At 68.2% G+C, this 13691-nt stretch carries 12 protein-coding genes; 10 read left to right on the top strand and 2 right to left on the bottom strand.

Going from position 1 to position 13691, the window contains the following annotated elements:
* From AC5Y4H_RS16620 to AC5Y4H_RS16600, 5 genes are all read left to right on the top strand, one after another.
* Positions 1–1174: aldehyde dehydrogenase family protein (locus tag AC5Y4H_RS16620; protein WP_499983263.1), on the top strand; the 1174-nt coding region annotated here is incomplete at its 5' end.
* Between the two features lie 3 nt (positions 1175–1177).
* The gene (locus tag AC5Y4H_RS16615; protein ID WP_499983262.1) at positions 1178–2128 is read left to right on the top strand and encodes an amidohydrolase family protein; all 951 of its coding nucleotides are present in this window, start codon (positions 1178–1180) and stop codon (positions 2126–2128) included.
* Between the two features lie 149 nt (positions 2129–2277).
* Positions 2278–2871: a hypothetical protein gene (locus AC5Y4H_RS16610; RefSeq protein ID WP_499983261.1), complete on the top strand. Its 594-nt coding sequence runs from the start codon at positions 2278–2280 to the stop codon at positions 2869–2871.
* A 128-nt stretch (positions 2872–2999) separates the two neighbouring features.
* A complete protein-coding gene (locus tag AC5Y4H_RS16605; protein WP_499983260.1) occupies positions 3000–3392 on the top strand; it encodes a hemophore-related protein in 393 nt (130 codons plus the stop codon).
* Between the two features lie 160 nt (positions 3393–3552).
* Complete coding sequence (locus AC5Y4H_RS16600) at positions 3553–3858, top strand: hypothetical protein (RefSeq protein ID WP_499983259.1); 306 nt, start codon at positions 3553–3555, stop codon at positions 3856–3858.
* A gap of 17 nt (positions 3859–3875) precedes the next feature.
* On the opposite strand, the gene AC5Y4H_RS16595 is transcribed toward AC5Y4H_RS16600, so the two are convergent.
* Positions 3876–4517, bottom strand: a complete 642-nt coding sequence (locus tag AC5Y4H_RS16595) for a DUF1345 domain-containing protein (protein ID WP_499983273.1) — start codon at positions 4515–4517, stop codon at positions 3876–3878.
* Between the two features lie 113 nt (positions 4518–4630).
* Between AC5Y4H_RS16595 and AC5Y4H_RS16590 the strand changes: the two genes are divergently transcribed.
* The 5 genes from AC5Y4H_RS16590 to AC5Y4H_RS16570 all read left to right on the top strand — a co-directional run bounded on the left by AC5Y4H_RS16590 (position 4631) and on the right by AC5Y4H_RS16570 (position 12846).
* Positions 4631–5179 (top strand): hypothetical protein, encoded by a 549-nt coding sequence (locus AC5Y4H_RS16590; RefSeq protein ID WP_499983272.1) that lies wholly within the window; start codon positions 4631–4633, stop codon positions 5177–5179.
* 134 nt (positions 5180–5313) lie between these two features.
* Positions 5314–6987 (top strand): Hsp70 family protein, encoded by a 1674-nt coding sequence (locus tag AC5Y4H_RS16585; RefSeq protein WP_499983258.1) that lies wholly within the window; start codon positions 5314–5316, stop codon positions 6985–6987.
* A 251-nt stretch (positions 6988–7238) separates the two neighbouring features.
* The gene (locus tag AC5Y4H_RS16580) at positions 7239–10223 is read left to right on the top strand and encodes a heterodisulfide reductase-related iron-sulfur binding cluster (RefSeq protein ID WP_499983257.1); all 2985 of its coding nucleotides are present in this window, start codon (positions 7239–7241) and stop codon (positions 10221–10223) included.
* Between the two features lie 32 nt (positions 10224–10255).
* On the top strand, positions 10256–11548 hold the full coding sequence (locus tag AC5Y4H_RS16575) for a pyridoxal phosphate-dependent aminotransferase (RefSeq protein ID WP_499983256.1): 1293 nt from the start codon (positions 10256–10258) through the stop codon (positions 11546–11548).
* A 32-nt stretch (positions 11549–11580) separates the two neighbouring features.
* Positions 11581–12846: a YibE/F family protein gene (locus AC5Y4H_RS16570; protein WP_499983255.1), complete on the top strand. Its 1266-nt coding sequence runs from the start codon at positions 11581–11583 to the stop codon at positions 12844–12846.
* Here AC5Y4H_RS16570 and rfbA read toward each other — a convergent pair.
* Positions 12788–13663 carry a glucose-1-phosphate thymidylyltransferase RfbA gene (gene rfbA / locus AC5Y4H_RS16565; protein WP_499983254.1) on the bottom strand — a complete coding sequence of 292 codons (876 nt, stop codon included), beginning with the start codon at positions 13661–13663 and terminating at the stop codon, positions 12788–12790. The two genes, AC5Y4H_RS16570 and rfbA, sit on opposite strands and share 59 nt — an antisense overlap.
* Between the last annotated feature and the right edge of the window lie 28 nt (positions 13664–13691).

Raw genomic sequence — 13691 nt, 5'->3', positions numbered from 1 at the left:
CGAAGCCGCGATCGGGATTTTCGAATACTTCGCCGGGATGGTCGAGGTGCTGCCGAGCCAGGCGCGCGAGCACGGCCCGGTCTTCGACGTGACCACGCTGGAGCCCTACGGCGTGATCGCCGGCATCGTGCCGTTCAACTGGCCGCCGATTCACACCGCCGGAAAAATCGCGCCCGCACTGGCCGTCGGCAACGCCGTCGTGCTGAAACCGCCGGAGCAGACACCCTCGGTTGTGCTGCGACTGGTCGAACTGATCCAATCCGTGCTGCCCGATCCGGTGGTCCACGCCGTGCCGGGCGGGGGTGCGGTGGGCGCCGCGCTCGCCGAGCACCAACTGGTGGGCAAGATCTCCTTCACCGGATCGCCCCGCACCGGTTCGGCCGTGCTGCGCACCGCGGCCGACAACCTGACACCGGCGCTGATGGAGCTGGGCGGCAAGAATCCGCTGCTGGTGTTCGACGACGCCGAACCGCGCGGCGCACTGTTGGCCGCCATCGACGGCGGCTTCTTCAACCAGGGCGAGGCGTGCACCGCGGCTTCACGAATACTGGTGCAAGACAACATCTATGCCGAGTTCGAAGAGAAGCTGTGCGCCGCGGTGCGCCGGCTGCGGGTGGGCGACGGCGCCGACCCCGCCACCGACGTCGGCCCGCTGGTCACCCCGGCGCAGCAGAAGCAGGTCCTGGAATACCTCGACATCGGCGTGGCCGAGGGCGCCCGTATCGCCGCCCAGGCGCCGCTGCCGCAGGATCCCCGCCTCGCGGGCGGCTTCTACGTCGCACCGACCGTGCTGACCGGGGTCAGGCCGGGCATGCGGGTGGCCCAGGAGGAGATCTTCGGGCCGGTGGTCGCCCTGATCCGGTTCAGCGACGAGGCCGAGGCGGTGCGCATCGCCAACGGCACGCCCTACGGGTTGGTCGCCGCGGTGTTCACCGCCGACGGGGACCGGGCGCTACGGGTGAGCCGGCAGATCCGCGCCGGGGCCGTCTTTGTCAACAACTACGTCCGGGTGGCCATCGGCAGCGGGTTCGGCGGGGTGGGCCACAGCGGGTTCGGCCGCGAGCACGCCCAGGAGACACTGGCCGAATACGGCTACACCAAAACCATCCGCCTGGCCGCCAACCGCGACGAGCTGCCGTACTGGAGCGCGGCCGCCCGAGTCCTCGAAGGGTAAGTCATGCGCGTTATCGCGCTCGAAGAGCATTACGCCACAACGGAATTCCTGCGCGGTCCGGGCACCTGGCTAGCGTCGCGGCCCGGAATCGTGGAACCGGCCGGCGATCTCGGTGACGGCCGCATCGCGGCGATGGACGAGGCCGGGGTGGACCTGGCGGTGCTGTCGCTGGCCGCGCCCGGGGTCGAGCAGCTGGATCCCCACGAAGCGGTTCGGCTGGCCCGCGACTGCAACGACCAGCTCGCGGCCGCGGTGCAACGGTATCCGGATCGCCTCGCGGGTTTCGCCACCCTGCCCATCAGCGCCCCGGACCAGGCGGCCGAGGAACTCGACCGGGCGGTGCGCCGGCTCGGCTTTCCCGGCGCGGTGATCAACGGACACAGCCGCGGCCGCTACCTGGACGACCCGTTCTTCGAGCCCGTCCTGGCGCGCGCGGCCACCCTGCAAATACCGATCTACCTGCATCCGACCATCCCACCGGCGGGCGTCATCGAGTCCAGCTACGCCGGCTTCGCCGAGCCGGTCACATTCGCGCTGGCCACGGTGGGCTGGGGGTGGCACATCAACACCGCCACGCACGCGCTGCGCATGATTCTCGGCGGCGTGTTCGACCGTCATCCGTCGCTGCAGCTGATCATCGGGCACATGGGCGAAGCCACGTCGTTCATGTTGCCGCGCTTCGACGCGACGCTGACACCCGAACTCACCGGTCTGCAACGCCCGGTGAGTTCCTATCTGCGGGAGAACTTTCACTACACGTTCGCCAACTTCAACGATCACGCGACGTACGCGAACCTGGTGGCGCAGGTGGGGATCGACCGCGTGGCCTTCTCCGCCGACTACCCCTTCGGGTCGATGGTGGCCGCCCGTGCCTTCCTGGACGGCTTGCCGCTGTCCGACGACGAGCGCTCCGCGATCGCCCACCGTAACGCCGAAAAGCTGTTGGGGCTGTAGCGGCTCCGACCGATCTGGCCCGATCGGTCGGTCACGCGGTGATAAACCCGGGCCATCTTCTCTGTATCGATAGTCGCGCCGAGGCAGCTACTTTCGCCCCTCGGTGCGTAACCTAAGTGCCGCTATTCGAATTGTCTGGGGAGCGGCGGGTGCGGTTTTCGGAGAATGCGCGGCGAAGCCTGGCCGGTGGTTCGCTGCTGCTCGTAGCCCTGCTGGCCGGTTCGGAGCTGGTCTCCGGCTGCAGCTCCATCATCGGGGGCCGGCCGGTGGCATCGCCCGGAGCGGGGCCCACCGAACCGTCTTTCCCGACGCCCCGATCCACACCGCCGTCGGCGACCGCCGCCCCGGCCCCGGGGCCGGGCCCGTCCGCCGCGCCGGCGAACCCGACCACTCCGGCGGGCGCCATCCCACTGCCGCCCGACCAGAACGGTTACGTCTTCATCGAGACCAAATCCGGCGTGACGCGCTGCCAGATCAACAAGGACACCGTCGGCTGCGAGGCGCCGTTCACCAACTCCCCGCTGCAGGACGGTGAGCACGCCAACGGCGTCAGCATCAACACCGGCGGCAAGGTGCAGTGGGTGCTGGGCAATCTGGGCGCCATACCCACGGTCACCATCGACTACAAGACATATGCGGCGCAGGGCTGGACGATCGTCGCGAACGCCGACGGCACCCGCTTCACCAACGACCAGACCAAGCACGGCATGTTCGTCAGCGTCGAGAAGGTCAACACCTTCTGAGCCGCCGCGAGCCCACTGGTCAGATTCCGGCAATGTGCCAGCCGTTTCGCACTAATTTTGATTAGCTACAGCCAGGCGATGCCCGCGTCGGGCGCGGCCAGATTGATTGCCGGAGTGAGGAGCCAGTCATGTTCCTGTCAGAAATCGTTTCGCGCAGGGCGGTAGCCAGCGCGATGGGCGCCGGCGCGGTTATGTGCGCGCTGTCTTGCGCGACCGCGGGGACCGCCGCCGCCGATCCGGCGGCCCGCCCGCCCGACTGCACGGCCGCGAACGTAGCCGGTGTCGCGGCCGGGGTCGCGTCGGCGCTTTCGACCTATCTGTTCCTGCACCCCGACGTGAACGACTTCTACACCGGCCTGCAGGATCAGCCCAAAGACCAGATCCAAGGCGCCGTGCAGAACTACTTCGCCGCGAACCCCCAGGAGCAAGCCGACCTGGAAGGCATCCGTCAGCCGATGGTCGACATAAGGCAGCGTTGCCAGTGGACCCCACTGCTTGGGCAGCCCGGCGCCACTCCCTGACCGGTGGAACGGGGTGTGACCACGTCCCACAACGGACGAGTCTCGCCGAGCACGATCTACTGCGCGAATTCGGGTTTCCCCATGCACGCAAAGGAATATGATGCTGCCCTCGGCTCATTCGGGGCCCAGAGAGCGCGGCCGTCACGGCAAGGAGATCGCGATGAATCTGTCGGTGCGGTCCTGGACTGTCGCGGGGATAGCGGTGCTGGCTATGACGGCGATTCCGGAGCTATACGCCGCCGTGGAACCCACCGGCGTCGCCAACGCCGACGTGTGCGCGAGCGCCGGCAGGCGTGTTTCGGTCAGCGGGTGTACCAACGTCGCCGATACGGTCAACAGCTTTGCCCCGCCGCCGGACGCCTATGCGCCCCTGCCGCAGGACTTCCCGCCACCACCGCCGCCGCCACCGCCGGTAGGGGTCTGCGTGGGAGCCGGCCGCCGAATCCATGTCAGCGGTTGCTTCTGAGAGCCGACCGGCGGCGGTCAGAGCTTGGAGCCCAGTCCCGCGATCAGATTGATCGTCACCGCCAGGACAACCGCTCCGAGCAGGTAGGACAGCAACGCATGGCGCAATACCGTCGCCCTGATCGAGGTCAATCCGATTTCGGTGTCTGACACCTGGTAGGTCATACCGACGGTGAAGGCGAGATAGGCGAAATCCCGGAAGCGGGGCGGCTCGGGATCGTGAAAGTTGATGCCACCCGGGTCGTCCGAGTAGTAGAGCCGCGCGTAGTGCACCGCGTACAGCGTGTGCACCGCGACCCAGGAAGCCACGACGGTCAGCACGCCGAGGACTGCGGCCGCCACGGCTTCATGGCCCGAGCGTGAGCCCGCGGCCACCACGTAGCCGACACCACCGAGGCTGGCGACGCTCGCCGACAGGATGACCGCGTCGGCGACCCAGCGGGTCGGGTCCTCCCTCGTCGCCCATCGGCAGGTCTGCTCGGCATCCATGCCGAGCAGGCTGAGGTGCGTCCACAACGCATACATCCCCGCCGTGGCGATCCAGCCGGCCAGCGCATAACGCCAACCGACTGTGTTGCCCACCACGACAGCGACGGCGACGCCGAGGGCCACGCAGACCGATATCCGGACCGCGACCGTGTCTCGCAACAACTTCACCAGGCAATCCACGACCTCGACCTAACCACCAACGCGGGTCTTCAGCCCACGTTCTTGAGCGCGTGGCCACGCCGCTTCGGGTTGGCATCAGCAGATTCGCAGCTGCGGTTAGTACCATCGGTGCCGTGGCATCCAATGGCCCACGCGACGACTTCCACAATCAGCCGACCCAGCATGGCGACTTCGGCACACCCGAACAGCCGCCGACCGGCCAGATTCCGTCATCCGGTTCCCCGCCGAACCCGCCCGAGGGGTTCGAGGAGCCGGGCGACGTCGACCCCTTTGACCAGGAGACCGAGCCGACTCCCTGGTACCGCAAGCCCGCGATGCTCATCGCCTGGCTGGTCTCCGTCGTCATCCTGATCGCTTTGATCGTCTTCGGAATCATCGAGCTCATTCACGGGCAACAGACCGTCAACCACATCCCGAAAACGACGACGAGCACGACGACCCCCATCACGACGACGACCCCGACGACCACCACGACCACGACGTCCTCGCCCAGCAGCGAAGAGCCACCGGCGCAGCAGCCACCGGCGCAGCAGCAGCCCACCGGGGGACAGACGCAGCCGCCGACGCATCACCACCACTTGCCGCAGCTGCCGCCGGTGATCACGGTTCCGGGGGTACCGAATCCGGTGACGGTGCCCCCTGGGCTGCGTTAGCGAGCCGGTGGTAGACCCGATCACGGTTCCACCGCCAAGCGCCGGCGAAGCCCTACACTCGCTGCAATCCACGGTCGCTACGGTGAGCACGGCCGCGCGAGGGCAACGGGACAACTGACACAGGGGTGCAGCACATGAGCGAGTCGCTCGGGCTATCGATCGGGGTGGCGAACCTGGTTGCCGCCCGCGCGGGCAGCGCTCCGATAACCCGCAGCTCCGTACTGACCCTGTTCGAACAGCGACCGACCGAAGTTGGCCTCCCAGAAGAAAATCCGAATCTGACCGAACCCGGACTGGTGCTGCGGGGATTCGTCGAACGCGTCGGCGACCGCGCGCCATTGGTGGCGGCCGACGGCACCAAGTACCTCGGCGCCGCGCTGACGGTCGAGGCGATCGAGGCCATGGCCCGTGCGGTCGGCTACGGGTCACCGATCACCATCGCGGTGCCCGCCTATTGGTCCCACGACCAGTTCGCGGCGCTGCGAGAGGAGTTCTTCGCCCAGTCAGACCTGGCGCGCGGCGGGGTGGCCCCGATGCTGGTTTCGGACGCCACGGCCGCGCTCGCGGCGCTGCGCGGCACGCCGGGATTCAGCGCCGACGGCGTTATCGCACTGTGCGACTTCGGCGCCGGCGGCACCACCGTGACGTTGATGGACGCCAACGCCGGCTTTGCGTCGGTCGGCTCGGCGGCGCGGTATACCGAATTCTCCGGCGACGCGATCGATCAGCTCGTCCTGGACCACCTGCTGGCCTCCGACGTCAGCACCGCCATGCTCGGCGGCACCGCGCGGGTGGGGCCGCAGGCCCGCCTGCTCGGCGCATGCCGGCGCGCCAAGGAGCAACTGTCGACGGCCGCGGTGAGCACCATCGCCGGGGCTTCCGGTGAGGGCGCGCAGCTGTCCCGCGCCGAATTCGAGCAACTGATCTCCCCACCGCTGGACCGGTTCCTCTCGGCGGTCGATGAATCGTTGCGGCGCAACGCGCCTCCGAACACGAGGCTGAGCGCCATGGCGATCGCCGGCGGTGGCGCGAACATCCCGTTGCTCAAGGCACGCTTGTCGCAGCGGTTCGGGGTGCCGGTGCACAGCTCCGCCCAGCCGGCGCTCAGCGCCGCCCTCGGCGCGGCGGTGCTCGGCCCGCATTACGCGTCGGGCGGCGCTCCGACCGCCGCGGCCGCGGCCGTGGAAACGCCGACCGAAATGGTCGGCACCGCGGGACTCGACATGACACAGGCCGCGTGGGGGGCCCAGGCCACCGACGTGGACGACGCCCTGGCATGGTCGCAGGACGCCGACAACGACGAGCCCGTGCCCTATACCGGGCGCGACGCCACAGGCGAGTACGCCGACGAGGCAAGCAAATTCGACGGCGCGACCGGCAGTCGCTACGCCACCGCCCAGGGACGACTGCCCTGGTACAAACGCACGGCGCTGGTGTTGAGCGTGGCCGGGGCCGGCGCGGCGGTGCTGGTGGCCCTGATATTGGCGATCAACCTGTTGCTCACCAAGTCCACCCCGGTCAGCCCCACGTCGCCGCCCAGCTCGGCACCACCGCAGACGGTGACCATCACCGGACCCGACGACAGCACCACCGTCACCGTGATCCCGGCACCGCCGCCACCATCCAGCGAGGCGCCGCCGGCGACCACCACGACGACGCCCGCGCCGGCGCCGTCGACCACCACCAGCGCGCCGCCGAGCACCAGCGCGACCACGACCGCGGCGCCCACCACGACGTCGCAGGCGACCAGCAGCGCCGCCCCGACGACCACGCGCGCGCGGCCCCTGCCGCCCATCTTCGGGCGCTGACGGGACCCATCACCCCTGGGCCACCAAGGGGCGCGGTAATAGGGGCCTTCGGCGAAATTTGGTGGCGCTCATCACTTCGGCAAGCGTCACATCCGGTGAATGGGTATTAACCAGCAGGCCAGAGGCACCGACGAACTCCCAAGTTAGGGCAGCCTTTCTCGCGCTGAAAGCCGCGAAGATGTAACTATGAGCGGGGCTTAAGCAGGCAAATAAGCACGGGCCGAATTATCTATGCATTGGGGAGACCTTCTGTGACAACGCAGATGCTCATCAGGCTGATCGTGGGCATGGGCATGACGCTGGTCGTGGCCGCACTCGCCGCGCGGCGTGTCCTGTGGCTGTTCAAGCTGATCACGTCCGGCAAGCCGGCGCCGGGTCACACCGACGAACCCGGCAAACGCGTCTGGGCCGAGGTCTCCGAGGTCTTCGGTCAGCGCAAGCTGTTGAAATGGTCCATCCCCGGCCTGGCGCACTTCTTCACCATGTGGGGCTTCTTCATACTGCTCACGGTCTACATCGAGGCCTACGGGCTGCTGTTCCAGGACAACTTCCACATCCCGATCATCGGGCGCTGGGACGCACTCGGCTTCCTGCAGGACTTCTTCGCGACCGCCGTCTTCCTCGGCATCGTCACCTTCGCCATCATCCGGTTGATGCGCAGCCCGAAGGAGATCGGGCGCTCGTCGCGGTTCTACGGCTCGCACACCGGCGGCGCCTGGCTGGTGCTGTTCATGATCTTCAACGTCGTCTTCACCTACGTGTTCGTGCGCGGCGCCGCGGTCAACAACGGCACGCTGCCCTACGGCAACGGCGCCTTCCTGTCGCAGCTGTTCGGCGCCATCCTGCGACCGCTGGGCCAGCCCGCCAACGAGATCATCGAAACGACCGCGCTGCTGCTGCACATTTTGGTGATGCTGGCGTTCCTCATCATCGTGCTGCACTCCAAGCACATGCACATCTTCACGGCGCCGATCAACGTCATCTTCAAGCGGCTGCCCAACGGCCTCGGCCCGCTGCTGCCGCTGGAATACGACGGCAAGCCGATCGACTTCGAAAACCCGCCCGACGACGCCGAATTCGGTCGCGGCAAGATCGAGGACTTCAGTTGGAAAGCCGCGCTCGACTTCGCCACCTGTACCGAGTGCGGGCGCTGTCAGTCGCAGTGCCCGGCGTGGAACACCGGCAAGCCGCTGTCGCCCAAGCTCGTCATCATGGACCTGCGCGACCATTGGATGGCCAAGGCGCCCTACATCCTGGGGCAGAAGGAGAGTCCCCTCGAGAGCACGCCGGAAGGCGGTGTCGGTGAGGAACTGTCCGGCGAGAAGCACGCCGAGGCCCACCACGTCCCGGAGTCCGGCTTCGGCCGCGTCATGGGTTCCGGGCCGGAGCAGGCCACCCGTCCCCTGGTCGGCACCGAGGAACAGGGCGGCGTCATCGACCCGGACGTCTTGTGGTCCTGCGTGACCTGCGGCGCCTGCGTCGAGCAGTGCCCGGTGGACATCGAGCACGTCGATCACATCGTCGACATGCGGCGCTACCAGGTGATGATGGAGTCGGAGTTCCCCTCGGAACTGTCGGTGCTGTTCAAGAACCTGGAAACCAAGGGCAACCCGTGGGGCCAGAACGCCTCGGACCGCACCAGCTGGATCGACGAGGTCGACTTCGACGTCCCGGTCTATGGCGAGGACGTCGACAGCTTCGACGGCTTCGAGTATCTGTTCTGGGTGGGTTGCGCCGGCGCCTACGACGACAAGGCCAAGAAGACCACCAAGGCCGTCGCCGAGCTACTGGCCATCGCGGGGGTGAAGTACCTGGTGCTCGGCACAGGTGAGTCCTGCAACGGCGACTCCGCGCGCCGCTCGGGCAACGAGTTCCTGTTCCAGCAGCTGGCCGCCCAGGCCGTCGAGACCCTGGATGGGCTTTTCGAGGGCACCGAGTCCGTCGACCGCAAGATCGTCGTCACCTGCCCGCACTGCTTCAACACCCTGGGCCGTGAATACCGTCAGCTCGGCGCGAACTACTCGGTGCTGCACCACACCCAGCTGCTCAACCGGCTGATCCGGGACAACAAGCTGGTGCCGGTGACGCCGGTGGCGCAGGACATCACCTATCACGACCCCTGCTACCTGGGCCGGCACAACAAGGTCTACGAGGCGCCGCGCGAGCTGATCGGCGCCGCGGGCGCGAACCTGACCGAGATGCCGCGGCACGCCGAGCGCAGCTTCTGCTGTGGCGCCGGCGGCGCGCGGATGTGGATGGAAGAGCACATCGGCAAGCGCATCAACCACGAACGCGTGGACGAGGCGTTGGCCACCGGGGCCGCCACCATCGCCACCGGTTGCCCCTTCTGCCGGGTGATGGTCACCGACGGTGTCAACGACCGTCAGGAAGAGGCCGGACGCAGCGGCGTCGAGGTGCTCGACGTCGCGCAGATCCTGCTCGGGTCCCTCGAATACGACAAGGCGACGCTGCCCGAGAAGGGCACGGCTGCCAAGGAGGCCGAGAAGCGGGCCGCTGAGGCGCCTAAGGCCTCGGTCGCCACGGCAACCGCACCCGCCGAGGCGCCGGCCGAGGCGCCCGCCAAGGCGGAAGCGGCCCCGAAGCCCGAGGCCACCGCGGCTCCCGCCGCGCCCGCCAAGGGGCTGGGGATCGCGGGCGGCGCCAAGAAGCCGGGAGCCAAGAAAGCGGCGGCCGAGGCGGACACGGCCGCTCCGGCGAAGGGCCTGGGCATCGCCGGCGGCGCGAAGAAGCCCGGCGCGAAGAAGGCCGCCCCGGCCGCCGAGGCGGCCAAGGCCGAGGCACCGGCCGGAGAAGCCAAGGCACCGGCCGCACCGGCGAAGGGCCTGGGTCTGGCCGCCGGCGCCAAGCGTCCCGGTGCCAAGAAGTCGGCACCGGCCGCCGAGGCCCCCAAGGCCGAGGCAACCGCGGCAGCGGCCCCCGAAGCGGAGACCGAGACCAAGTCCGAAGCCAAGGCACCCGCGGCCCCGGTCAAGGGCCTGGGCATCGCGGCGGGCGCCAAGCGCCCCGGTGCCAAGAAAGCGGCTCCGGCTGCCGAGGCCCCCAAGGCCGAGGCCCCGAAAGCCGAGACTGAGCCCGCGGAACAGGCGGAGGCCCAACCCGAGCCCGCGCCAAAGGCCGAGCCGGCAAAGCAGACCGACGGCGAAGGCGCACAGTCGCAGCCACCGGTCAAAGGCCTGGGCATCGCGCGTGGGGCGCGTCCCCCCGGAAAGCGCTGACCTGCCTCTTTGCGGCTTGACAGCAAATATCAGTGGACAGTGATGGCACCATTAGTGGTGTGACCACCCATCAGCTGCCCCTGCACGCGTCGGCTCATCACCGGCCGCAGCGTAGTTTCGCGCAGTCGTCGAAGCTTCAGGACGTCCTGTACGAAATCCGCGGGCCCGTGCACGCGCACGCCGCTCGGCTGGAGGCCGAGGGGCACCGCATCCTCAAGCTCAACATCGGGAACCCGGCGCCGTTCGGCTTCGAGGCGCCCGACGTGATCATGCGCGACATGATCCAGGCTTTGCCGTACGCCCAGGGATATTCCGACTCGCGGGGCATCCTGCCCGCCCGCCGGGCGGTGGTCACCCGCTACGAGTTGGTCGACGGATTCCCCCGCTTCGACGTCGACGACGTCTACCTGGGCAACGGGGTGTCCGAGCTGATCACCATGACGTTGCAGGCGCTGCTCGACAACGGCGACGAGGTGCTGATTCCGTCGCCGGACTACCCGCTGTGGACGGCGTCGACCTCCCTCGCGGGCGGCACGCCGGTGCATTACCTGTGCGACGAGACGCAGGGCTGGCAGCCGGACATCGCCGACATGGAGTCCAAGATCACCGACCGCACCAAGGCGCTGGTGGTGATCAACCCGAACAACCCGACCGGCGCGGTCTACACCAGCGAAGTCCTCACCCAGATAGTCGATCTGGCGCGCAAGCACGAGCTGCTGCTGCTCGCCGACGAGATCTACGACAAGATCCTCTACGACGACGCCAAGCACATCAACCTGGCCACGCTGGCGCCGGACATGTTGTGCCTGACCTTCAACGGCCTGTCCAAGGCCTACCGGGTGGCCGGCTATCGGGCCGGCTGGCTGGCGATCACGGGACCCAAGGACCACGCCAGCAGCTTCATCGAGGGCATCAACCTGCTGGCCAACATGCGACTGTGTCCCAACGTTCCGGCGCAGCACGCGATCCAGGTGGCGCTGGGCGGCCACCAGAGCATCGACGACCTGGTCCTGCCCGGCGGTCGGTTGCTCGAGCAGCGCGACGTCGCCTGGACCAAGCTGAACGAGATCCCGGGGGTGTCCTGCGTCAAGCCCGCCGGCGCGCTGTACGCGTTTCCCCGGCTGGATCCCGAGGTCTACGACGTCGAAGACGACGAACAGCTCGTCCTCGACCTGCTGCTGCAGGAGAAGATCCTGGTCACCCAAGGGACCGGCTTCAACTGGCCGGCGCCGGATCACCTGCGCATCGTGACCCTGCCCTGGGCCCGCGACCTGGCGGCCGCGATCGAGCGGCTGGGCAACTTCCTCGTCGGCTATCGACCGTAAGCGTCCGCGCGGCCGCCTCTACGGTGGAGCGCGTGACGCACTCCCACTCGCACAGCGCACCGCCGGGCCCGTCCACGGTTGATCCGTTGCCCGCCAGGATTGTCGTCGGGTTGTTGGTCGCGATCGGCGTCGCGGTAGCCGTCGGCGCGATCGTGCTCTGGCCAAGCCGGCAGCACGTCGACATCCCGATGCCGCTGCAGAACGCGGCCGGCGGCGCGGTGAGCACGCAGGCCGGGCACGTGCTGTCCAGTGCGATGGGCGACTGTGGCAGCCCGTCGGTCAGCCAGGTCCTCACCGGCGCGCCGCAGCAGGCCCCGCCCGGCGCGGGACGGTGCGTTTTGACCCAGGTCTCGATCGATTCCGGACCCAACGCGGGGGCCCAGACACTGCTGGAGTCCTCCCCCGGCCCCGGCCAGCCGAAACTCGCGGTGGGCGACCACGTTCGGCTCGTTCGCCAGGTCGACGACCAGGGCGCCACCAGCTATGCGTTCTACGACTTCGAACGTGGCTGGGCGCTGGGCGGTTTGGCGATCGCCTTCGCGGTGGTCATCGTGGCCGTGGCCCGCTGGCGCGGTCTGCTGGCGCTGGGGGGCATCGTGGTCGCGTTCGCGGTGCTGGTGACGTTCCTGCTGCCGGCGCTGCGCGATGGCGCGCCGGCGGTTCCGGTGGCGCTGGTGGCGGCGGCGGCGATCCTCTACGCGGTCATCTATCTGGCGCACGGGGTCAGCCTACGGACCAGCGCCGCGCTGCTGGGCACCCTCTCAGCGCTGCTGCTGGCCGCCGGATTGTCTTGGGCGGCAATACAGCTGGCGCACCTGACCGGGCTGTCCGACGAACAGAACAGTACCGTCAGCGCGTATCTGGGCAGCGTGTCGATCGGCGGCCTGCTGCTCGCCGGCTTCATCATCGGGTCGCTGGGTGTGCTCAACGACGTCACGGTGACCCAGGCGTCGACGGTGTTCGAGCTCGCCCACCTCGGTGGCTCGCGGCGGGCGATCTTCGTCGGCGCCATCCGGGTGGGCCGCGATCACATCGCCAGCACGGTCTACACGCTGGTGCTGGCCTACGCGGGCAGTTCCCTGCCGCTGCTGTTGCTGTTCAGCGTCGCCAACCGCTCCCTGACCGACGTGCTGACCAGCGAGAGCGTGGCGATCGAGATCGCCCGCTCGGCGGTGGGCGGCATGGCGTTGGCACTGTCGGTGCCGCTGACGACGGCGATCGCGGCGGTACTGGCCAAACCTACTGAAACCGACTGCGCTCCAACAAGTCCAGCAGATAACCGCCGTAGCCGGACTTGAGCAGGCCCTGCGCGCGCTCGGCCAGCTCGTCGTCGGTGATCCAGCCTCGCCGCCACGCCACTTCCTCGGGGACGCTGACCTTCAGGCCCTGCCGTCGCTCCAGGGTGCGCACGAAATCGCTGGCGTCCAACAGCGAGTCGAACGTTCCGGTGTCCAGCCAGGCGGTGCCGCGGGTCATCACCTCGACCGAGAGCCGGCCCCGGCTCAGGTAGATCTGGTTGACCTCGGTGATCTCGTATTCACCCCGCGCCGATTTCTTCAGGCCCTTCGCGATCTCGACCACGTCGTTGTCGTAAAAGTACAAGCCCGGCACCGCGTAGTTGGATTTCGGCGTCTTGGGCTTCTCCTCCAGTGACAGCGCCCTGCCGTCGTTACTGAACTCGACGACGCCGTATGCCGACGGGTTGGCGACCCAGTACGCGAAAACGGCTCCCCCGCTGATGGATTGGAATCGGCTCAGGCTGGTGCCCAGCCCCGGGCCGTAGAAGATGTTGTCTCCCAACACCAAAGCCACCGGCTCGTTCCCGATGTGCTCGGCGCCCAGGACGAATGCCTGGGCCAGGCCATCGGGCTGTTCTTGCGTCACGTAGGTGATGTTGACGCCGAACTGCGAGCCGTCGGCCAAGAGTCGCTGGAATCCGGGGGCGTCATGAGGGGTGGTGATCACCAGGATGTCGCGGATTCCGGCCATCATCAGGGTGGACAGCGGGTAGTAAACCATCGGTTTGTCGTAGACCGGCAGCAGCTGCTTACTTATGCCCGTGGTGATCGGATGCAGGCGAGTGCCCGATCCGCCGGCCAGGATGATTCCGCGCATTGGATGGCCCCTGATGCCTTGATCTGCC

Source organism: Mycobacterium sp. NGS58, assembly GCF_059812385.1.
The sequence above is the reverse complement of the archived record's forward strand: the minus strand, read 5'-3'. Positions and strand labels throughout refer to the sequence as shown.

Excerpts from the sequence above, each read along its gene's own strand:
- AC5Y4H_RS16615 (WP_499983262.1), top strand. The coding sequence starts at position 1,178 with ATGCGCGTTATCGCGCTCGAAGAGCATTACGCCACAACGGAATTCCTG.
- AC5Y4H_RS16605 (WP_499983260.1), top strand. The coding sequence starts at position 3,000 with ATGTTCCTGTCAGAAATCGTTTCGCGCAGGGCGGTAGCCAGCGCGATG.
- AC5Y4H_RS16600 (WP_499983259.1), top strand. The coding sequence starts at position 3,553 with ATGAATCTGTCGGTGCGGTCCTGGACTGTCGCGGGGATAGCGGTGCTG.
- AC5Y4H_RS16585 (WP_499983258.1), top strand. The coding sequence starts at position 5,314 with ATGAGCGAGTCGCTCGGGCTATCGATCGGGGTGGCGAACCTGGTTGCC.
- rfbA (WP_499983254.1), bottom strand. The coding sequence starts at position 13,663 with ATGCGCGGAATCATCCTGGCCGGCGGATCGGGCACTCGCCTGCATCCG.